Origin of the sequence: Mesorhizobium sp. C264A (assembly GCF_040324515.1) — a bacterium.
Taxonomy (GTDB): domain Bacteria; phylum Pseudomonadota; class Alphaproteobacteria; order Rhizobiales; family Rhizobiaceae; genus Mesorhizobium.
On the sequence record NZ_JAMYVY010000002.1, the window covers coordinates 92,987 to 115,006 of the forward strand.

Below are 22,020 nucleotides of genomic sequence, written 5' to 3' on the forward strand. Positions count from 1 at the left end.
TCTAGTCTAGTTTCCATCCATAAACGCACGTATTCTGGTTTGTTTACAATCACTTGTCCTTACCTGGAATGCCTTTGCGCGTCATGGACAGGATCAAGGGCGCTGGGCGATCGAGCAGAAAGGTTGTGGGCGCGATCACGCGCACGCCACGAGGCCGGCTCTAGCCGGTGCGACGCAATTCCAATAGCGGCGGCATTCAGGTCGGCTTGAGGCGCGTGAGGACGACGAGATTGTAGGCCACGATCGAGGACCAGACGTAGCTCTTGAAGTGATCAAGGCCGCGCCAGGTGCAGTGCGCCAAGCCATAAGCGCGCTTGAGGCATGAGATGTCGGCCTCGATGCCGGCGCGGAAGTTGCGCAGCTTGCGGTAGACCCAATTGCTTCTAACCATGTCCTCGATCCTGAGGCCGGCTTTCTTGTGGAATGCCATGTCGCGAACGCCCAAGGTCTTGGCTGTAGCCAGGTTGTCGCGACTGGCAAAGCCGCCATCGGCCGCCGCCTGCCGCGGCGCGTGACCATAGAAGGCGATGTGGCGTTCCAGCATCGGCAGCAATCGATCGCTGTCGCGCGGATTGCCCGCCTCGATCACCAGATCGAGGATCATGCCGCTCCTGCCGGTGGTCAGGTTGAGCTTGTGGCCGTATTCGGTGTCGCGGCTGCCTTTGACGATGATATCGGCATGGGGCTCGAACAGGCTGACCAGCTTGTCGCTGGCCGGCACCAACTCGCCGGCCAACACCCGCCGCTCACTCTGTGTGATGATGCGTTCGATCAGCGGCCGATAGTGACAGAGTTGGGCTTGCCAGAGTTCGACGAGTGGGTTGCTCGCCACGGCCAATTGCGCCGCTGCCTGCCGCAGATAGGCCAAGGTCGCGCGGGTGATCGCAATCAGTTCACGGTAGAGTTGGACACGATTGGGTCGACCACGTGTGAACTGGATCTTGCGGGCGCGCTTTTTGGCCGCGCGGCAATGATCGCGCCATGCCAGGTCGGCGCTACCGACCAAGGCATCAGCCTGCTTCAACAGGCGCACCATGATCCGGACGGCGTCCCACAGCAGACTGCTGTCGCTCGGTTCGTGCATGAGTGCTGAAGTCACAGTGCTGTCCAGGCGCACGACAGTGCCGTCTTCCAGTTTTGCCCGCCGGGCATTCGACAGCAGCGCCCGATTGATCTGTTCCCAGGTCTCAGGCCGGATCGCGCTGATCGTCTTTTGCAGCACCGACTTCTGCGGGCTCCATGACCACGGCAGCCGCGCAAAGGCCCGGAACGAAGCGGAGTCCTCCAGATGGAAGGCCAGCTCCTGATAGGTCAACTGCCGGTATTGCTTGAGGAGCGCGCAGCGCAAGACCGCTTCGGCAGGTAGGCCTTGCCGTCCGGTGGCCCTGACGCTGCACCGAACCAAGTCTCGCGCCACCAAGCCAAGCAGATTCGTGGTGCTCGTCCAGCCACTGCGACATCGCCTTCAGTTCGTGGCCGATCTCGTGCGTGGCAAAAAGATCGAATATACTTATATGAGGAGCGTCAATGCGGAACTGTCGTCAGGGTGACATTTTTGCTTTCCGTCGGCTGTTGCGGCATCCACGGTCTGAGCCCGATTGCAAGACGCGGCTCGTTGCCAAGCCAGATCCAACTTATATACGGTCGCTGTTCAAGACAGCGGCACCAACATCCCGCTTGCGGCGGGCAAGGGCTCAGGAGGACAAGACCATTCTAGCTTACGGCCATTTCAGGGCCATGCATATTCCCGGTTCGTCCACCTGGATCCGCCAGGACTGATCGGGTCCCGGAAGATTTGCAGAATTCAGTTCGGCTAACGCATCAGGCGGTCTTCATGACTGCACCCTCGATGACGACGCCGGCGCTGACGTATTTCCACAGCGCGACGAGCAGCTTGCGAGCGAGCGCCACAATCGTCGCCTTCTTGAGGCGGCCGCCGTTGTGTTTGACCCGGTCCTGGAACCACAAGGTGAGCGCCGATCGCGGTTGATGGCGAAGCCAGAGCCAAGCCGTCTGGATCAGCGTCGTTCGCAGCCTTGGATTGCCGGCTTTCGATATCCCCTGGTCGTGATCGACCGAGCCGCTCTGCCAGGGTGACGGCGCGAGGCCCGCATAGGCGGCGACCTGTCGCCGGTTGTCGAAGTGACGCGACAGCCCCTCCGACCACAGGACAGCGGCAAACTCCGGCCCGATGCCCTTCAGGTCGAGCAGCATCGCCGGTGCCGGCGAGACAACCTGCGTGGCCGCGAGCATGGCATCGCGCTCGGTCTCGACCGCCTTGATCTGCTCGAGCAGCAGTTCGAGCCTGTCGAGTTCCCGGCCGACCTGCGCCTGCAGATGGGCCGGCAAGGGTCGGCCGTCGCCGGTCTTGAGCGCCTCCAATCTCTTCCGCCGGTCGCGGCGCAGCGGCTCGTAGCCGGACACGCCCTGGGCGAACAGCAGGCCTTTGACGCGATTGACGTGTCGCACGCGCTCGTTGGTCAAGGCCTTGCGCTCACGCGTGATGCGGCGACGGTCCTCTTCTTCGGACGTAGGCACCCGGAGCATCGCACACACCCGCGGCTCGCCTCGCTTGTAGGCCAGCAACGCCCGGACCAGCGCCTCGCCGTCGATCTTGTCGGTCTTTGCCCGGCGCCGCCGGCGCGAGGTTGCAATCGATGCCGGATCGACGACGTGGCTTTCGATTTCTTCGGCCTGCAGCACGCGATGGATCCAGAAGCCGTCGAGCCCGGCCTCCTGGATTGCGATGATCGGAAAGCACAGCCCAGTCCGAGCCTCTGCCTTTTCGGCAAAGCGCGCCAGCATGTCGGCGACGTCGCCGGCCGCCACCATATGTTTCGACATCTTCTCCCCGCCGCCTGGCGACAGCGAGGTGATCAGCCATTTCGAGCGGCTCAATTCCAATGAGACGAAAATTGCGCCAAGATCGGTGCGGATAGCGGTCGGCGCTTTCGGTCGGTGAGCTGCAACGGGCATGCGCTTCTCCAAGGGGTAAGGTGATTGTGTTTAAGCAACCGCACCTTGCCACAGCGCAGGTCGCTATCCACCCTCCTCATAGGATCTGGCTTGGACGGTGCGTTCTTGGCGCATTGTCGGCTCCGGCGGTTGCAGATTATGCTTTGGAATCAGTGGCATGAGACCAAAGTGTACCTGAAACCGCCGGGCCTTTCCTGCGCAAAGTGCCGATTCACGCAATAATATCAATATGTTGGCGTTTATGGATGGAAACTAGTCTAGCTCGGTTGCGGCGTTGCGGCCGTCGTCGACCTGTTCTCCAGGCGCGTCGTCGGTTGGGCGACGAAGGCGGAGATGCAGGAGTGGACAGCGAGGCAGTCGGCCGGGATCGTCATAGGGCCTTGGATCAAGAGAGTTGGGCTTGAGCCTCGGTCTCGTGGTGCTTGCCCTCTTCCTAAAACGCGAAGGGATCAATTCGAATCCAGCCGGGACCCCCTCCCCGGTGGCCGCTGTCAGTTCGTTGGCGTCGAGCCGGTCCCGAAGTCCAGCATCTTCGGGAGCCGGATTCGACAATCGTAGCCGATCGGTCCTTTATGCGTTCCAACTTCGAGTGCCTGTTTGGTGCGTTCTCCGGCCCTCGTTCGTCGGCGACTCGGGTTCTATGTACCGACCGATCGAGCGAAGGTGGGCAACGATCTCCGGTAGCAGGTGATCACGATCGCCAAACTCTTCCACGATTCTTTTTACCTTGCGCCAGGGTGCCTTCCCGTCAACGTCGCCTAGCGAATAGCCTAAGTGACCGATCGCGCAGATATCGCAGCCAGCCTCGATCACCTTGTCTACGAATGCAGGGATTTCGCTGGCCTTCATTAGTCGAATGTTGCCGGTCATCGCAGATATCTCCGTTAGTGGTCGGTGTGGAAATTGCCGACTCTCATTGTGCTCGAACCTGCACGCACTTCGCTACCTGTGTGCACTTGCATAGGTTGGACGCAGCGAAAGAGCCGGCGGCTCAGGCAGTCGGAGTGAGTCAATCCGAGCCGCCCATTCCTTTTTCCTCGCCAGTCGCTCGAGCCGCACGCGCTCTTTTGGCTCTGGAACCCAGAAGACAATGAGTGTGTGGGCAAAGGGCGGACTGGCTGCCAGCCTTGGCGTTGACGACGATCCGGTACTGCACCTCGCCGCTGCCCTCGACGCCGGCGATGCGTTGCGCGACGCGGAAATCGTCCGAACGCGATGACACCCTTGCAAACCTTGCGGCCCGCTCCGTCCTGCCTCACATACACCTGGCGTCAAAGCACGAACTCAAAACGCGCATCATCGCCGACATCGATGGCTTGAATCTCGTCCACACCTAATCCTACAAGCTCGCCGAAACTGCCTGATATGATTCGAACCATGGCAACGCTGACCTAGTCCTGGAAATGTCTACCTAAAGCAACCCTGCCTGCTCGGCCTCGCGACGCAAATTCTGCCGAGGCCTTGGGCCGATCTGCTGGATCACCAGTCCGGCCGCCAGTGAGCCGAGGTCGCCGCAATCCTTCAGGCTGCGTCCGGTCGTGTAGCCATGCAGGAAACCGGCGGCATAGAGGTCGCCGGCGCCCGTCGTGTCGACCAGTTCCTGGATCGCCGTCGCCTTGATCACCACGGTCTCGTCGCCGCGCACGATCACCGAACCTTTTTCCGACCGCGTCACTGCGGCTATTCTGCAATCCTTGCGGATCCGCGCCAGCGCGTCATCGAATGACGATGTCTGGTAGAGCGACTTGATCTCGTGGCTGTTGGCAAAGACGATATCGACCGTGCCGGAGCGCATCAGCTCGAGGAACTCGTCACGGTAGCGGTCGACGCAGAACGAATCCGACAGGGTCATCGACACTTCGCGTCCCGCCGCATGCGCCAGCTTCGCCGCCTGCCGGATCGCCTCCTTGGCGCGTGGCGGGTCCCACAGATAGCCCTCGAAATAGGTGACCGCGGCACCCGACGCCTTGTCTGCCTCAACATCTTCCGGTCCGAGTTCGACGCAGGCGCCGAGATAGGTGTTCATCGAGCGCTCGCCGTCGGGCGTGACGAAGATCATCGAGCGCGCGGTCGGCGGCTCGCCCATGAGCGGCCTGGTGTCGAAGGCAACGCCCTGCGCATGGATGTCGTGGGCATAGATTTCGCCGAGCGCATCGTTGGAGACCTTGCCGAAGAAGGCGGCACGGCCGCCGAAGCTGGCGACGCCGGCCGCCGTGTTGCCAGCGCTGCCGCCGGACGCCTCGATCGCCGGGCCCATGCGGCTGTAGAGCAGTTCGGCGCGCCGGGTGTCGATGAGGTTCATCGCGCCCTTGATGATGCCGTTGGTCTCGAGGAATTCCTCGTCGCACTGGGCGATGATGTCGACAATGGCATTGCCGATGCAAAGCACGTCATAATCCGGCATCAATGTCTCCGCGATGAACTCGCCGACCTTCTGCCACGCCGGCCGGGTGCTGAGCTGGCGAGTTGGCCTGATCTTTCCGCTTGCCAATCCATTCGGCGCGGCCTCTCACGCAGCTGCGAGTCCTGCCTCGCGACGCAAGTCGTCGGCTCTGTCTGTCCTCTCCCAGGTGAACTCAGGCTCTTCACGGCCGAAATGGCCGTATGTCGCCGTCTTGCGGTATATCGGGCGTAAGAGATCGAGCATCTTGATAATGCCCTTCGGTCTAAGGTCGAACATCTCAAGAATGAGGCGCTCGATCTTACTTTCCGCAACCCTCGCCGTCCCTAAAGTGTTGACCATAACAGAAACCGGACTGGCCACGCCAATCGCGTAAGCAAGCTGCACCTCGCAGACGTCCGCAAGTCCGGCAGCGACGATATTCTTCGCGACATACCGGGCCGCATAGGCCGCCGAGCGGTCGACCTTGGATGGATCCTTGCCCGAAAAGGCGCCGCCGCCGTGACGCCCCATCCCGCCGTAGGAATCGACGATGATCTTGCGTCCAGTGAGGCCGCAGTCGCCGCGCGGCCCACCGACTATGAACCGCCCCGTTGGATTGACCAGAATTCGGATGCCTTCCGTGTCCAGGTGGGTCGGTAGGACAGGCTTTATGATTTCCTCAATCACGCCCTCGCGGACCGTCTCTTGCGAGACCTGCTCATCGTGTTGTGTCGACACGACGATGGTGTCCAGTGCGACGGGGCGCAAAGCCCTCATAGCGCACGGAGACTTGGGATTTCATATCGGGACGCAACCAGCTAAGCTCTCCGGCATTCCGCACATCCGCCTGTCTTTTCGTCAGGCAGTGAGCGAGTTGGATCGGCAAAGGCATCAGAGTATCGGTCTCGCGGCATGCGTAGCCGAACATGAGGCCCTGATCCCCGGCTCCCTGTTCGAGATCCTGCCCCCGACCCTCGTCAACGCCCTGGCTAATATCGGGCGATTGCTCGGTGATGGCCAGAACGACGGCGCAACGCCGGCCGTCAAAGCCGACAGCCTCATCATTGTATCCAATATCGAGGATCGTATCGCGGGCAACTTGGCTGTAGTCGATCCGTGCATCGCTGGTTATCTCGCCAGCCAGAACGACCGTCCCTGTCTTCACCAGGGCTTCACATGTCTTCACCAGCGCTTCACAAGCGACGCGCGCCTTCGGATCGGTGCGCAGGATCGCATCGAGGATGGCATCCGAGATGTTGTCGGCCATCTTATCCGGGTGTCCCGCGCCGACGGATTCGGAAGAGAACACGAACTGCCTAGCCATGGAATACCTCGCTTCGGTTGTGGAGTTGTATGGAGCATCTTGATTGGCCCGCCTTACCTGTCGGTGATGCCCGGGACCTCGAACGCTGCGCAGAAGTCGGCAACGTCCCTTCGCACGCAGGCATGAACATCCGGATCGTTGGGCTGGCGGCAGACCAAGTCAATGAAAGCGGCGATCTGCAGCATTTCCCCCTCGCGCATGCCCATGGACGTCACTGCTGGGGTGCCCAAGCGAATTCCGCTAGTGACTGCCGGGTCCCTCGTGTCGCCCGGCACCATATTGAAGTTCGTAATGATGCCTGCCTTTGCCAATCGCTCGGCATAGGCCTTGCCCGATAGCGGTCGATCACGCAGATCGAGGATCAGCATGTGATTGTCAGTTCCCCCGGTAACCAGGTCATAACCTCGCTCAAGAAGCGCCTGGGCCAGAGCCTTGGCATTCTTGACAGTCTGGTGACCGTAGCTACGGAAGGCCGCGTTTGCGGCTTCCTGCAAAGCGACAGCTAGCGCGGCGATAACATTCATATGAGGCCCTCCTTGCAGTTGAGGGAAGACCGCGCGATCTATCCGTCTGGCGAGGTTGTATTTGCTCTTTGGATGGTACAGGGCCTGATAGCGATCTTCGTTCCTCGACAAAATGAAGCCACCGCGGGGACCGCGGATCGACTTGTGAGAGGTGCTGGTGACGACGTCGCAATGTCGCACGGGATTCGGGTGCGCTCCTGCGACAATCAGGCCACTGATGTGCGCGATGTCGGCCACGAGATAGGAGTTCGTCTCCAGAGCGATTTCTGCCATCAGCGCGTAGTCAAAGATACGGGGATAAGCAGTACCGCCAACCCAAATGAGCCGAGGCTGTTCGCGCTTTGCTGTTTCGCGCAAACGGTCGTAGTCAATTTGCTGCGTCTCCTCGTGCAGCCCATAGGGGACTCGCTTGTAGTCCGTTCCGGAAAAATTGATGGCCCAACCATGGGTGAGATGGCCCCCTTCCGGAATTGGCAAACCCATCACCTTGTCACCGGGGCTTAGAAGCGCTCGATAGACAGCTTGATTGGCCGGCGAGCCGGAATAAGGCTGGACGTTGGCGTGTTCGCTGCCGAATAACGTGTTCAAGCGCTCAATGGCGAGGGTCTCAAGCTCATCGACGATCTGGTTTCCCGCGTAGTAGCGCGCACCTGGGTACCCCTCGGCGTATTTGTTCGTGAAAATCGAACCGGTCGCTTCCAGCACGGCCGAGGAGGCGAAGTTCTCAGAAGCGATGAGTTTGAGCGTCGTCCGCTCCTGCCGCTCCTGTCTTAGAAGCAGTTCGTGAACGCGGCGATCAACCGCGGCCAAGGGAGACCATGCGGAGGTGTCGGGGTGCGCGATGGCGCCGTCGGCGGTGTTGTCCATGGTAGCTTCGCGCTCCGATTGGATTGATTTGTTTCACGATCAGGCACGCGGTCCCTTCGACCGCACGTCTCGTATCGCTTCGAGCCGTTGTAGGTCCCGTTCATGATGGCCATCGCTGTGGGGCAGAAGATCGACCAACAATTGTACCAGCCCCCCGTCCTTGCCTGCTTTGAGATGGTACGAGTGCCACGGACGTTGTTTGTTGCAGCAAAGAAAGTCGGCTCTTGCAAGCAGCCGGACGTGTCGCACAACCCGCTCGCGACGTAGACCCAGAATCTCCGCTAGCTCGCTGACAGTTAGGTCCGCATGGGCGCAAAGACCCAGGATTCGAAGGCGATCAAAATGTGCTGCAGTCCTTAGGCGACTGACCAGTGTCGTCATTGGTCAGTCCATATGGAACGGCTGGATACCCGTCCTACTGACTTTGTCATTTGGCGTCTCCGCAGATGCCACAGGTTCGAGCCAATTGCGTTGTTGCTTACCACTCCCAGTGGTCTGGAGTTGCTAAGAGTCTGTGAAGTTCTTTGAAGGATCTGTTGCAACGCTGCACGCGATTGGGCGACCGGCAGATTTGCGTCCTGGTTTAGCGGAACTGTGTGCCGTCGCTCCAGATGCGATGCATGGTCACCGCCAGCCGGCGGGTGAGCGCAACGATGGCTTTCTGCTGGCTGCGCCGCTTGGCGAGGTTCATCGCCAGGAGCATTTCGTCACGTCAAGCCCTGGGAATTGCGAAAGCTTACGCGATTGATGAAGCCGGTGCCATTGAAGTTCAGCGATGTGTTACAAGGCACCCCCAGCCCGCTTTTCGCCTTGAACGAGGTAAGCAGCTGAAAGAGGCGCGGGTTCTGCTCCCGAGAAACTGTCTGGGCCCGTGCTGTTCCATCGACACGCGTGACGGCTTTCACGAGAACTTTCTGCGCTTGGGGCCATCGAGACCCAGCACCTGATGGCTTTGGATGCGAAAGCTCCCATACCATCGGCATGGCATTGAGGGCTTGGTGAATTTGCGCCCCAGAGGGCTGATTGAGTTGCTGGCGAGATGCCGAGCATGAAGGTCAATGCCTATTCTTCGTCTATGCCGACAATCGCTGGTACCAGATACGACTCCACCCAACCTATCGCGGGAAAGTGCCGCCGACCTCTTGCCACAGGAAGCCGACCATGGTGCGTCAATATATGTGGCGGGTCCATCTGCTGGCCCGCATGCACGGCTCTTGCTCCACGAGCATGCCTTTCACCGCCGGGAAGAAGAGAAATCGCGGCTTGTTCGTGAGGGTCCTGATACGTCCGGCAAGCGTGAGCGGGCCTCAGGCCCGGGCTGAGGTTCGTTCAGCGGCTCGGATATGGAAGCCTGCTGACGAAATGCATCGGGCATGGCGTGAAGTGAAGCGAGGTCAGAACGCATTGTCATCGGCTTGCTGCCGCGTTGCCAGGTTTCGGCGAAGCCATGACTATCGAGATAGTTCTCGCGGCCCGTCAGAGCATACCGGCCGTATATCAGGTCATTTGTCGATATGGCATCTCGGGCGACACGCGCGTTAAATGATATTGAAATATCTCGTAACAAAGATAAAATTGAATTAACAAGAATTTCCTTTATACTTGTAAACCATCTGATTATATGGCGGACAAGTCAATCTTATGGCTAGTTGGTTAGCAAGAATGGTTTCGGTTGCTGGTGATGCTATTGGCGGAAGCGGTTGATTGCCGCCTGGAGGTCGCGGACGAGTGGAGGGCGCCTCGATAGAGCGACGCTTCGACGTTTTGCGACGAAGCCCTCGACCGCGTTGAGCCACAAGCACGAGGTCGGTGTGAATTGGAAGGTGAAGCGCTGATGGCAGCCCCGGTCGGCACATCGGCGTTGATGCCGGTGATGTCCTGATTGGCGGTGCCAGTCAATGTTCTTGCCGATAACGGTGCTGCACGTTGCGAGCGGTAAACAGCGTGGTCGTGCTATTCCGCTTCTAACCGTGGGTCATGGTGCCGAGCCTACCCTGGGGGGCCGGGTTGGGTTCCGTCGAGCCCCTGGATCCGGCGAAGATGGAGCTTGTCTGGCGAACAGGATCCTCTGAAATGGATATTGACGCCGCCTCGGCGCATTTGGAAATGCAGCCGCTGTCCTATGATCGACATCGCGCAAAATTGTTGAGCAGGGCTAGATCGGGTATTTATTTGTCGAGCAGATCGAGGGTATCGATATGGGAAATTGCAGCAGCGTGGTTGAGGGATGGCAGGGATTAATGGACGACGAGGCGATAGAAGCAGCGACCGAAAAGCATGGCAAGGACCTTGTGACGTCGGTCGCTTATTGCGCCTTCGAAGCGTCTGGCAACCCGGACGATCCGGAATACCGATTCTGGGTCAATCTGTTTCTGAAACTTTCAAAAAAGGATCATGTCGGGTGGGCTTAGTCTACGGACGACGCTGTCGGACTGAAGGCGCCTCCGGGTGATTTGATGATGATTCCGCCAACGCCGGATCCGAACAGTCTTGCGCACCGTTGAGGTTCGCAATCTGCCGTGGATGCATTATGGGGAGTGTTATCTAGATGCAGATAACGGCAAATTGCATCAGCACAACGGTCACCATCAGGTGCCTCGTTGGAATAGCAGCCTGTCCCCAGAGCGATGAGCGATTAGGGGGCGCGTGTCTGCTTCGTGGGCGCTTCTCGAAAAAAGTGAGCAACCGGCCCCGACAACTTCGCGGCGAACGAGAAACCGATTATTCTCATCGACACATTTCCCGTCATAACCCTGCAACAGCCGCAGAATGAACGAGACGGCGCAGCCTCAAACGATTCGTCTGATGGTCATCACCGTCCGAGCGACCTGTGCATCATCTCGCCCAGTTTCGCCAGATAAGTTTCGTTCTGAGCGATCCATGGGAACGAGAAGTTAAGCGCTACGAAGTTTCGGAAGGAGGCCTCGATCGAGAAGATAGGACCTGGGAGAAAACTGAAGTCGGATTCTATCGCTTGAAGCAAAGCGCTAGTAGCATCGAAGCCGACTGGCCCTCGTACCCAGCACATGAACCCACCGACGGGAGGCGATACAACACATTCACTGGGAAAATGTTCTGCGATTAAATCGAGGCCCCGTTGCATTCTCGCGGCAAGTGTGCAGCGCAACTGCCTCAAATGTCGATCCTGACTACGGGTAGCCAGAAACGTGGCGATCGCGCGCTGGACAATACCATCACCGCTGTTCAGTCCATGTGCATACTGGTGAGTCATCAAACGTCGTGTGTGGGTGCCGGCAATGATCCAACCCATTCCATACGCTGGCGGGAGCGAGGCCATGAAACTCCCGAATTGCACCACGATATCGGACGGATCGTGTTGTTTGAACGAAGGCTGTCTGCTGCCATCGTAGTTCAGGTCGCTGAACATGTCATTTTCGAGAATAAGGACTTGGTGTTGGCGAGCAATTTCCACAACACGGCGCATTGTTTGCTCGGAATAGGTCACGCCTGTGGGATAGTGATTGGAGCCCATAAGCAGTGCCACGCGAACCGAATTAGAGCGGACAAGATGCAGGAATTGTTCGGGATCGATGCCCGAGCGCGGGTGGGAGTAAATTTCCACCACGGAGAGGCTCTTGCGGTTCAATCCGGCCAGCATTGGAAAATAGGAAGGACTTTCGACAAGAATGACATCTCCTGGCTTGGTAAATGCATTGAGGCACATATCGAAGCACGACATGCCCGTGTTGCCGACAACGATTTCCCCGTGTGCTACGACGCTTCCCCGCCTTGATGCGCGGCGCGAAATTTCATGTCGCAGCTGCACGTCGCCTTGCGGTGAATCGCATCCAACAAGCCTGGTCTCGCCTTGGCGCAAGAGCTGGCGCAACAGCCGGTCTATGTCGTTGCGGTCGAATAGGTCCGGACTTGGGTAGAAGCTGCCGAATGCGCCAAGCTCATTTGAATACCAAATATGGAGCAAAGCCTCAGGCAGATTTCTTACCGTCTCTCCATCGACATCGTGGGTATTGTTCCCTGGATCTGTCACTGGCGCCGGCACACCGACGACATAGAAGCCCGACCGGGGCCGGGCCTCGCATACCCCCTCTGCCTCCAAGAGCTCGTAGGCATGATGCACTGTCATCGGGCTATAACCGGTATCTTCGCTTAACTGCCGAACAGACGGCAGGCGATCGCCGACCCTCAAAGTCCCCGTGCGAATGCGACGCTTGATGAGGTCAACGACAAATTCGTAGCGGCGCATAGCCGATGTCTTCGGAACATGGGTCGGAGGATTGGAGTTCATATCGTAACTGGCACCTGCGGTATCTGCACAAGAAAGCTGTTTTACCTCTAAACGAACAATGGGTGACAGTCCGATCCGTTGCGGTGCTAGAGCCTTCTGCACCGCCGTAGTCGGCGATCGAACAATATGGATCCTTCTGGACCGGCAAAATGCACAAAAGCCACCTATTCCGCGGAGCACAGTTTCTGCGAGGAGGCTTTCCGAGGTTTTGCTTTGGCTCGTGGGTCGTCTGTGCTGAACGAATTCGCAGGAATTTGACACTGGTGCATCTCCAGATTTTTGTTTCTTTTGTCATGTTGGTAACGTGCAAAGTTGCCGGGCGCTGAGGAAGATTTATGGAAACAGTCGTTATCATCGGAGGGGGGCTAGCAGGACATCGTGCTGCCACAACGCTCGCCGAACTGTGTCCTAAGCAGCGCACGGTCCTGATTCATGGCGAGAGCGGGACACCCTATGACAGGCCGCCGCTGTCCAAGGACTTTCTCCTGGAGGGCAAGAGGCCGACTCTGAAAGGGTCTGAGCTGTATGCAAAGGGCGTCGTTTTGCGGGATGGAACGAAGGCCACTCTCATCGACCCTCTTCGACGCATCGTCCATACTGATAACGGTGATCCGGAACACTACGACAAGCTTTTGATCGCTACGGGATCTCGGGTCCGGCATTTGGAGAACTTCAGTGTGGACCCGGCACAAGTTCACTATCTGCGCACTGAATTAGACGCTTTGCGATTACGCGGGGTTCTTGCGCATGGCAAACGGCTGGCAGTCGTCGGCGGTGGTTTTATAGGACTGGAGGTATCGGCGATCGCTCGCCGCTTGGGGTGTCAAACAACGGTCTTTGAGCTGGCGCCGCGACTGCTGCCGCGCAGCGCCTCGCTCTCCTTGTCAGAATGGGTCGCGACGCGCCACGCGAGCGAAGGTGGTGAGCTCCGTTTGAACTGTGCAAATCTGCGCATGTCGAATAATTCAAAGGGCGAGGTCCTTCTGACTTGGGATGGGGGGTCGGCCGTTGCTGACATGATCCTTATTGCCATTGGGATCGGGCCAAATGCGGAAATCGCCGCTGACGCCGGCATCGACACCGCCGACGGGATCGTTGTTAACGCACGCTGCGAAACGTCCGTTCCGGGAATATATGCTGCCGGAGAAGTGACAAACTATCCTGTGCCCGCGCTTGGCCGGCGGCTACGCAGTGAGAGCTGGACTGTGGCAGGCGATCAGGCGGTTGTGGCCGCAAAAGTCATGTGCGGTCTGGATGCACAGTATCAGGACCTACCTTGGTTCTGGTCCGATCAGTGCGGCGTAACCCTCCAGTCGTTCGGACTGCCCGCCCTCGCGACGCGCCTGTATCGCGTCGGGGACGTCGCGAGCGAACGGTGGCTGGAGATTGGCACCGATGACCATGGACGTTTTGTCAGCGCCGTGGGGGTCAACCCTGGTCGTGACATGACGCAGCTCCGGCGAGACGCAAAGGCTGCCAAGCCCATATCGCCCGATATTATGAGCCGGGCCGAGGAAGTCGATCCGTCCGACCTATACCTGGCAGCTGGCTAATTACGGCAATCGGAGTGAACTGTGACAACAGCAGAAAAGAACATAGATACCGCGCTGCAAAGTTCTGAATGGATAATTCTTTGCGCCGTTTCCGATCTTCAAGAGGATACCGTAACACCAGTCGAAATCGACGATAGACGGATTGCTATTTACCTGATCGACAACAAAGTATATGCGACCACCAACGTGTGTTCACACGCGTTCGCTCTCCTTTCCGACGGCTGGCTGGAGGGGACCCTTATCGAGTGCCCTTTGCATGGTGCTCAATTTGAAATTACCTCCGGCGAAGTGGTTCAAGGCCCGGCCGACTGCCCGATCACCGTGTTCGAGTCGAAGGTGGAAAGCGGCCAAGTCCTGGTGCGTCTTCCCGTAACGTGAGTCGCGCCAACGCTAGGGCCGAAACACACGTTGGTGCCCGCGCACGGCCATGCCGGTCCTCAGGCAGACGGTATCGTCTTTCGCACCAGGTGCCATCGGAGATCTGTGGGTTGCATCGACCAGTTCAAGTTGGGGAGGAACGGGGTGGATTACGTCAACGTTGGAAGGACCGGCCTCAAGGTCTCTCGGATCTGTCTTGGCTGTTTAAGCTTCGGCTTAACTGAGCGGCGCTGGGGTTTAAGCGAGGATCAGAGCCGACCGATCATCAAGCGGGCGATCGAAGGTGGAATCAATTTCTTCGATACCGCCAACACGTATGGCCACGGAGCGAGTGAGCAGGTTCTGGGCCGAGCTGTCCATGATTATGCCCGGCGCGACGAGGTAGTGATCGCGACGAAGGTCTACTACCCGATGCGGGCCGATCCAAATGGACGCGGCCTTTCACGCAAGGCGATCATGGCGGAGGTGGACGGGAGCCTGCGCCGCCTCAACACCGATTATATCGACCTTTACCAAATCCATCGCTGGGACGACGCTACTCCGATCGAAGAGACGCTCGACTCACTACACGACGTCGTCAAATCCGGGAAGGCTCGGTATATCGGTGCATCTTCAATGGCTGCATGGCAATTCTGCAAAGCTCTCCAGCTCGCCGGGCAGCATGGTAGGACCCGCTTTGTCTCCATGCAACCGCACTACAACCTCCTCTATCGCGAGGAGGAACGCGAGATGCTCCCTCTGTGCGAGAGCGAAGGTGTTGGCGTCTTACCGTGGAGTCCACTCGCGGGGGGGCTTCTCGCGCGCCCTTGGCAGGAAGAGCCAGACACCCTTCGCGGGCGGACCGACGAATTGAGCGCGGGCAATTACGCCCTTACGCAAGGAGCGGACAAGATCGTCGTCGACCGTCTTACGTCGCTATCGCAAACGCGAGGCCTCCCTCATGCGCAGCTTGCCTTGGCGTGGCTGCTTTCGAAGCCGGTGGTGACTGCACCCATCGTCGGCGTGACGAAGCCGCAACATCTCGAGGACGCGTTCGCGGCCGTCGGCGTGAAGCTATCGGAAGATGAGGTCAAAGTACTCGAGGCGCCGTACGTGCCACATCCAGTTTCAGGACTTTAGCTATAGGCGACGGGGACGGCAGCGAGAGCGCGCGACGCGATACGTTTAAATCAATCTCAATCGCGGACGGTCTTTGATTTCCCAAAAGAGTCGATCAAACTTAGGAGCGGTTAATGGTTCAGCGCATGAAATTCTACATCGATGGCATATGGACGGAGCCCGCGTCGCCGAACCGAATGGCCGTAATCAATCCTGCAAACGAAGAGACAATGTATGAGATAGCTCTCGGGTCGCAGGCTGACGTAGATGCGGCGGTCGATGCAGCCAAACGGTCATTCAACGACTTTTCCAACACATCACGCGACGAGCGCCTCGCACTCCTGGGAAGAGTTATCGATGTTTACCGTTCAAGGTTTGCAGACATTGCGGCATCCATTTCCGACGAAATGGGCGCACCTTTGGGGCTTGCGGACAGAGAACACGCTGCAGCGGGCTTGGCCCATTTTGAAACGATACGCAGTGTTCTTGAGAAGTACAGCTTCGAGGAGACAATCGGCTCGTCGCTGATCGTGCGAGAACCGATTGGTGTAGTGGGGATGATTACGCCGTGGAACTGGCCCATGAACCAGATCGGGGCCAAAGTCGCGCCAGCGCTCGCGGCTGGCTGCAGCATGGTCCTGAAGCCTTCTGAGTTTACGCCAAGTTGCGCATTGATCTTCACAGAGATTTTGCATGAGGCTGGCGTGCCCCGCGGTGTATTCAACCTCGTCAATGGCTTGGGGCCTGAGGTTGGTGTTGCAATGAGCGAACATCCTGACATCGACATGATGTCCTTCACTGGTTCGACGCGAGCGGGCGTAGACGTGGCCATCCGATCTGCCGCCACCGTCAAGCGGGTCAGCCAAGAACTGGGCGGAAAGTCGCCCAATATCATTTTGGATGATGCAGATCTTGAGCAGGCTGTCGCCAGCGGTGTCGCCTACATGATGCTCAATACTGGCCAGTCATGCGACGCACCCAGTCGAATGATTGTCCCCGCAGCCAAGATGCGGGAGGCCGCGCGCATAGCGAAAATGGCTGTGGAGCAGATGAAGGTCGGGGATCCGCGAGCGGTAGCCACCACTCACGGACCCGTCGTCAATCGGACTCAGTGGGAGAGAATTCAGACGTGGATTGAAAGGGGTATTGCAGACGGTGCGACTTTGGCCGCAGGCGGCACAGGCCTGCCAGAGGGCCTTAATAAAGGCTATTATGTTCGACCAACCATTTTCGCGGATGTAACGTCCGATATGGCAATCGCGCAGGAAGAGATTTTCGGCCCTGTTTTGGTGCTGATGAAGGCCGAGGATGAGGCGCACGCGATACGCATCGCCAATGATACCCCGTATGGTCTTGCCGGCTACGTTACGTCTGGATCGGTCGACCGTGCTCGCAACGTTGCTCGGCAGGTTCGAGCGGGCAGTGTCAACATTCAAGGGGTGTTTGCTGATTATTCCGCGCCATTCGGTGGATACAAGAGGTCGGGAAACGGCCGTGAATGGGGAAGATTCGGGATGGAAGACTTCTTAGAGACAAAAGCGATCGCGGGCTACTAAAGCAACAGCGTCCCTTCGCGACCCATTAGCGGCGCACATTCCATCCAGCCGGTCGCGATGTCGGTGAGCACGAAGGAATGCATGAAAAGTGCGGTGAGCTATGGGCGACGAGGTCCGCGCCACGAAGCCCGACGCGGGATGGGATCTCCGCCGACGTCCGAGTGGACTATCAGAGGTTCCGTGTCAGGGCGGGCAGTGGGAAGAAAGCAGAATGATCCCCAATGGCCCGACGCAGAGAACCGAGGATCCCCTGATGCGATTGTCGACAAACTCCTGGCCGGCGCCTATGCGAAGACGATCTTCGACCCAACGGCTTGATGGGCGATTTGAAGATGGCGGCCGCGGGTTCTCAACGCCGAGGTGGATCACCCTCTCTTACGTCCGCCTCGGGTCCTTCGTCACCAGGCACCGCGTGTGCCTTGCGGCATAAGGGAGCAGTTCAGCCAGCGCTTCCCTGTATCCCGTTGCGATGCTTTGCGCGTGAGCGAATATTGAGAGCGCGGCTTTATAGCGCCTTCCCACGCAAATCACTGGGCGTGACGTCCAATGGTATTGGGCAGAGGTATGGGCGCCCCCCCGTTTGTCGCTTCAACTCCGCCTTTGCACGAGCGATGATCTCTGGATTGCGTATGCAATCTGCCGCCGTAGAAGCCATGACCTTGGCAGCCAATATCATCCCCTTGTGGGCCGCCGGCAGATCGCCTTGGGTGACGAGCTGCCAACTGTGGAAGGACGTGCCAATGGCGAAACAGGCTGTTTGACACTGTGCAGTGGGCACGATCCAGCTCACGTCGCCCACATCTGTCGAGCCGAACTCGAATTGGTCTGTCCCTAACGGTAGAAGGCTATCGTGGAGAAGGTTGTCCTTAAGCGAAACATCGCGACCCGCGACGCTGGCCAGCGCATCTTCATCCGTAAGCGCCACCTTGCGAAGCTGCTTAGCGAACTCATAGTCAGCCCCATCAAAGGGGGCGGGCCGACACGGCGCATGTTCTCGTACATAACATCATACAGCGCTTTGTTAGGCAAAATGTTCGAGTAGCCGCCAGTGATTTGCACCTTAACAGATGTCTCGGTCATAAGCGCAGCGCCTTCTGCAATCTTTTGCACGCGCGCGAATACCCGCTCAGCATCTTCCCAGTTCGGAGAACGAATAGAATACGATGACTCGGCATACGCCTGCACGACGTTAGGGAACTCACCGCCAGCGTTGATAATGGCATAGTGAACGCGAGCGTTTGAGGGCATGTGCTCGCGCATGTAGTTGACGCCAACATTCATTAGCTCGACTGCGTCGAGCGCGCTGCGCCCCAGATGTGGATCCGCCGCCGCGTGCGCTGCGCGACCGGTAAAGGAGAAACGAGCCCACTTTGCGGCGTTGCAGGACTTTGTTAGCACTTCGTTAACCACCGCCGGATGCCAGCAGAAGGCGACATCGAGATCGTTAAAGGCGCCGGCTCTGGCCATAAAGGCCTTACCCCCTCCAGCTTCCTCTGCCGGGCAGCCGTAAAACCGCACGGTACTTTCAATACCTTCAGCCGCGAGTGCATCCTTCAACGCAACTGCTGCAAGCGCCGAGCCAGCGCCGAGAAGATTGTGTCCGCAGCCATGACCTGGTCCACCTTCGGTCGAGCTGGGCTCCGTTGCACTCGAGACTTGAGCAAGATCTGGAAGCGCATCGTATTCTCCGAGAATGCCGATTATGGGGCTGCCCTTGCCGAATTCAGCGATGAAGGCGGTTTTCATGCCGCCGACATTCTTGGTGATACGAAAACCTTCGCGGTCGAGCATAGCGATGTGCTCTGCAACCGAGCGATGCTCCTCAAATGCTATTTCTGGCATTGCCCAGATGCGGTCGCTTAAGGCGCTGTAGTCGGCAGCTTTCGCATTCACGTGACGGACGATTTCATCAAGGCTGAGAGGGTCATTTTCCATAGTTACTGAATTCCTTGAGTCACTGCTGTCGTTCAAACGGGTAGGTACTGATTGTTAGAATTATTCTGCTCTCTGAAGAGCCACGCCCGGATAATCTACATGCGGTCCTCTCGATGAACTCGGTTCCGCCAAGCAAAGTAAGCATCGAGCTCCAACGCATTGGTAGATGCAGATCGCAGAAAATCGCATCAGTACAACGCCACCATCAGGTCCCTTGGTGACCATGGCAGCCTCATGCACACAGAGATAAGGAGCGCGTCTGCGCTAATCCGGTTCTTTGCTTTTGTCAGGCGAGCCGGCGGAGTCCAACAAGCTCACAGGAACGCTAACGCAGAATCTGCTTTGATCTCGGTTCTACTTGACAGTGCCAAAATCAGTACAGCTTCAAAACTTAGATCACGCATCGTTATAATGCCGTAGCCGAATTCATCCGAAGGGGCATCGACGCCGCAACGCCAGTAGTGCGGTTCGAGCAAGCCGTGAGAATGCTCGTCACTATCGTGCAGCCTCCCGTTGCGTAATCACCCACGATGTGTTCACGCGCGACCGGCTTGCCGTTGCGTTCTCTCGGAACGGCAATTTTGTCGCGTGCGAAGGAATGAAAAGGCCCGGCTCGAAGGCCGGGCAAGGTTGCGCGGGTGGAGGGAGGCACCGGCGCAGGGGAACCTCTTTGAACTGGCGGTATCGCGAAGACCCACATCGCTAATTCCCCGCACTCGCCATCTTCCGCCCGGCGGTCGCCTTCTCCAGCCAGCCGAGCTCCATCTCCGGCACGGACGACAGCAGGAGATCGGTATAGTCGTCGAACGGCGGCGTCAGCACCTGGCTCTTCGCCCCATAGCGCACGACCTCGCCGCGATACATGACGGCGATGGTATCGGCGATCGACTTCACCGTCGCGAGATCGTGAGTGATGAAGAGGTAAGCCACCTGCTCGATCTGCTGGAGATTGAGCAACAGCTTCAGGATACCGTTCGCCACCAGCGGGTCGAGGGCCGAAGTTACCTCATCGCAGATGATGAGCTTGGGCTTGGCCGCCAGCGCACGGGCGATGCAGACCCGCTGCTTCTGGCCGCCGGAGAGCTCTGCCGGGTAGCGGTCGAGGAAGCCGGTGCCCATCTCGATTTCTTCGAGCAGCTCTTGCACGCGCCGGTCGCGCTCGGCACCCCTCAGGCCGAAATAGAAGGTCAGTGGCCGGCCGATGATGGTGCCGACGGTGTGGCGCGGGTTCATCGCGACATCGGCGCTCTGGTAGATCATCTGCAGCGTGCGGAGGTCTTCCTTCGTGCGGTCGGCCAGGCGGCTCGAGAGCTTGCGTCCGTCGAAGGTGATTTCGCCCTGCTGCGGCGGCAGCAGGCCGGTGATCGCCCGCGCCAGCGTCGATTTTCCGGAGCCGGATTCGCCGACCACAGCCAGCGTCTGACCGGGGTGGATATCGACGGAAACGTTCTTCAGCACCTTGATTACGCCCCGGCCATAGGCGGCGGTGACGTTCTTGACCGACAGGACTGGTTTGGGCGTCGGCTGTTTCTCCTGATGCTCGATATGGTGCACGGAGACCAACGCCTGAGTATAGGCCTGCTTCGGCTCCTTGATGATCTGATGGGCCGGGCCCGTCTCGACCATCTTGCCATGCCGCAGCACCATGATGTCGTCGGCCACCTGCGCTACGACCGCGAGGTCATGGGTGATGTAGAGCGCCGCGACGCCGGTGGCGTGGATCGCCTCCTTGATCGCCGCCAGCACGTCGATCTGCGTCGTCACGTCGAGCGCCGTGGTCGGTTCGTCGAAGATAATCAGATCCGGCTCGGGGGAGAGTGCCATCGCTGTCATCACGCGTTGCGATTGTCCGCCGGAGACTTGGTGGGGATAGCGCTCGCCAATATTTTCCGGGTCGGGAAGGCTGAGCTTGCGGAACAGTGCCACTGCCCGGCGCTCGGCCTCGGCGCGGTTGGCTAAGCCGTGCTTGAGCGTGCTTTCCACCACCTGGTCCATTAGCCGCTGGGAGGGATTGAAGGCTGCCGCCGCGGATTGCGCGACATAGCATACTTCATGGCCGCGCAGTTTGCGGATGCCGTTCTTACCCTGCTTGAGGATATCGCGGCCGTTGAGGATGACCTCGCCGCCGGTGATGCGCACGCCGCCGCGGCCATAGCCCATCGGCGAGAGCCCGATCGTGGATTTGCCGGCGCCGGATTCACCGATCAGGCCCAGCACCTTGCCCTTCTCGAGCGTCAGCGACACATCATCGACAATGGTGATCGTCATCGGCTCTTCGCCGGGCGGATAGGTGGTCGCCTCAATGCGAAGATTGCGGATGTCGAGCAGAACATCAGCCATTGCCGCGCCCTCCCTTGAGATCGGTGGTGCGGTTCAGGATCCAGTCGGCGACTAGGTTGACGGAGATGGCGAGCGCGGCAATCGCCGCAGCCGGGATCAGCGCCGCCGGGATGCCGAAGACGATGCCATCCTTGTTCTCCTTGACCATGCCGCCCCAGTCCGCTGCCGGCGGCTGCACGCCGAGGCCGAGGAAGGAGAGAGCGGAGAGGACGAGCACCGCATAGATGAAGCGCAGCCCGAGTTCCGAGACCAGCGGCGACAGCGCATTCGGCAGGATTTCGGCGAAGATCACCCACCACTTGCCTTCGCCGCGCAGTTTGGCGGCCTCTACGAAATCCATGACGTTCAAGTCCGATGCGACCGCGCGTGACAGGCGGTAGACGCGGGTCGCGTCGAGAGTGCCCATGACGAGGATCAATGTGACCAGCGTCGAAGGCAGGACCGAGAGCACCACGAGACTGAAGATCAGCGTCGGGATTGCCATCAGCAGGTCGACGAAACGGGACATCAGCATATCGAACCAGCCGCCGACCACCGCAGCAGTGAAGCCGAGGATTGCGCCCATCGAGAAGGAAATCAGTGTCGCCAGAACCGCGATCAGGATCGTCGTCTGGGCGCCATAGATCATGCGCGAGAGCAGGTCGCGGCCAAGATTGTCGGTGCCGAAGAGAAATTTCGCCGATATCGTCTCCCAGACTCCGCCGGCGATGTCGCCGAGGCCGTACGGGGCGATCCACTGTGCAAAGATAGCCACGAGGAAAAAGAGGGTGGTGACAATAAGGCCGATCAGCGCGCCGATGGGAATACGTCTTGGCATGG

14 protein-coding genes and 5 pseudogenes are annotated in these 22,020 nt (G+C 58.9%); 6 read left to right on the plus strand and 13 right to left on the minus strand.

All coding sequences use genetic code 11. The features are described 5' to 3' along the window. Positions 1-196: 196 nt before the first annotated feature. The 3 genes and pseudogenes from NKL04_RS19570 to NKL04_RS19580 all read right to left on the minus strand — a co-directional run bounded on the left by NKL04_RS19570 (position 197) and on the right by NKL04_RS19580 (position 3,846). Positions 197-1,529, minus strand: a pseudogene (locus NKL04_RS19570) (ISNCY family transposase). A gap of 292 nt (positions 1,530-1,821) precedes the next feature. Then, a complete protein-coding gene (locus tag NKL04_RS19575; protein ID WP_031209826.1) occupies positions 1,822-2,976 on the minus strand; it encodes an IS110 family RNA-guided transposase in 1,155 nt (384 codons plus the stop codon). Positions 2,977-3,546: 570 nt separating this feature from the next. Further along, positions 3,547-3,846, minus strand: coding sequence for a Y4lK-related protein (locus NKL04_RS19580; protein ID WP_023702735.1), 300 nt, complete (start codon positions 3,844-3,846; stop codon positions 3,547-3,549). Positions 3,847-4,066: 220 nt separating this feature from the next. On the opposite strand from NKL04_RS19580, the gene NKL04_RS19585 reads away from it, so the two are divergent. Further along, positions 4,067-4,195: a hypothetical protein gene (locus NKL04_RS19585; protein WP_280938725.1), complete on the plus strand. Its 129-nt coding sequence runs from the start codon at positions 4,067-4,069 to the stop codon at positions 4,193-4,195. Between the two features lie 192 nt (positions 4,196-4,387). On the opposite strand, the gene NKL04_RS19590 is transcribed toward NKL04_RS19585, so the two are convergent. From NKL04_RS19590 to NKL04_RS19610, 5 genes and pseudogenes are all read right to left on the minus strand, one after another. Then, positions 4,388-5,380 carry an adenosine kinase gene (locus tag NKL04_RS19590; protein ID WP_023702737.1) on the minus strand — a complete coding sequence of 331 codons (993 nt, stop codon included), beginning with the start codon at positions 5,378-5,380 and terminating at the stop codon, positions 4,388-4,390. Positions 5,381-5,485: 105 nt separating this feature from the next. Then, positions 5,486-6,683 (minus strand): annotated as a pseudogene (gene metK / locus NKL04_RS19595) (methionine adenosyltransferase). 53 nt (positions 6,684-6,736) lie between these two features. After that, positions 6,737-8,074: a serine hydroxymethyltransferase gene (gene glyA, locus NKL04_RS19600; protein ID WP_023702741.1), complete on the minus strand. Its 1,338-nt coding sequence runs from the start codon at positions 8,072-8,074 to the stop codon at positions 6,737-6,739. Between the two features lie 583 nt (positions 8,075-8,657). After that, positions 8,658-8,768: pseudogene (locus NKL04_RS19605) on the minus strand (IS110 family RNA-guided transposase); the annotation flags it as partial. 13 nt (positions 8,769-8,781) lie between these two features. Further along, entirely contained in the window at positions 8,782-9,057 is a 276-nt protein-coding gene (locus NKL04_RS19610; protein ID WP_348529221.1) for a carbamoyltransferase C-terminal domain-containing protein, read from the minus strand. A 1,257-nt stretch (positions 9,058-10,314) separates the two neighbouring features. Between NKL04_RS19610 and NKL04_RS19620 the strand changes: the two genes are divergently transcribed. Continuing rightward, complete coding sequence (locus tag NKL04_RS19620; RefSeq protein WP_023702744.1) at positions 10,315-10,485, plus strand: Y4oE-related protein; 171 nt, start codon at positions 10,315-10,317, stop codon at positions 10,483-10,485. Positions 10,486-10,886: 401 nt separating this feature from the next. On the opposite strand, the gene NKL04_RS19625 is transcribed toward NKL04_RS19620, so the two are convergent. Beyond that, positions 10,887-12,299 carry an aminotransferase-like domain-containing protein gene (locus NKL04_RS19625; RefSeq protein ID WP_023702745.1) on the minus strand — a complete coding sequence of 471 codons (1,413 nt, stop codon included), beginning with the start codon at positions 12,297-12,299 and terminating at the stop codon, positions 10,887-10,889. A 377-nt stretch (positions 12,300-12,676) separates the two neighbouring features. Here NKL04_RS19625 and NKL04_RS19630 point away from each other — a divergent pair, with 377 nt between their 5' ends. From NKL04_RS19630 to NKL04_RS19645, 4 genes are all read left to right on the plus strand, one after another. Then, complete coding sequence (locus NKL04_RS19630; protein ID WP_023702746.1) at positions 12,677-13,894, plus strand: NAD(P)/FAD-dependent oxidoreductase; 1,218 nt, start codon at positions 12,677-12,679, stop codon at positions 13,892-13,894. A 21-nt stretch (positions 13,895-13,915) separates the two neighbouring features. After that, entirely contained in the window at positions 13,916-14,272 is a 357-nt protein-coding gene (locus tag NKL04_RS19635; RefSeq protein WP_023702747.1) for a non-heme iron oxygenase ferredoxin subunit, read from the plus strand. 144 nt (positions 14,273-14,416) lie between these two features. Further along, a complete protein-coding gene (locus NKL04_RS19640; protein WP_031209833.1) occupies positions 14,417-15,391 on the plus strand; it encodes an aldo/keto reductase in 975 nt (324 codons plus the stop codon). 113 nt (positions 15,392-15,504) lie between these two features. Beyond that, entirely contained in the window at positions 15,505-16,926 is a 1,422-nt protein-coding gene (locus NKL04_RS19645; RefSeq protein WP_023702749.1) for an aldehyde dehydrogenase family protein, read from the plus strand. A 2-nt stretch (positions 16,927-16,928) separates the two neighbouring features. Here the strand turns inward: NKL04_RS19645 and NKL04_RS32130 are convergent. The 4 genes and pseudogenes from NKL04_RS32130 to NKL04_RS19660 form a co-directional block, all read right to left on the minus strand. Further along, a pseudogene (locus NKL04_RS32130) lies at positions 16,929-17,088 on the minus strand (ISNCY family transposase); the annotation flags it as partial. Positions 17,089-17,431: 343 nt separating this feature from the next. Continuing rightward, a pseudogene (locus NKL04_RS19650) lies at positions 17,432-18,861 on the minus strand (M20 family metallopeptidase). Between the two features lie 702 nt (positions 18,862-19,563). Then, positions 19,564-21,201 (minus strand): ABC transporter ATP-binding protein, encoded by a 1,638-nt coding sequence (locus NKL04_RS19655; RefSeq protein ID WP_023702751.1) that lies wholly within the window; start codon positions 21,199-21,201, stop codon positions 19,564-19,566. Beyond that, positions 21,194-22,018 carry an ABC transporter permease gene (locus NKL04_RS19660; protein WP_352724256.1) on the minus strand — a complete coding sequence of 275 codons (825 nt, stop codon included), beginning with the start codon at positions 22,016-22,018 and terminating at the stop codon, positions 21,194-21,196. The genes NKL04_RS19655 and NKL04_RS19660 overlap by 8 nt, the downstream gene beginning before the upstream one ends. Positions 22,019-22,020: the final 2 nt, after the last annotated feature.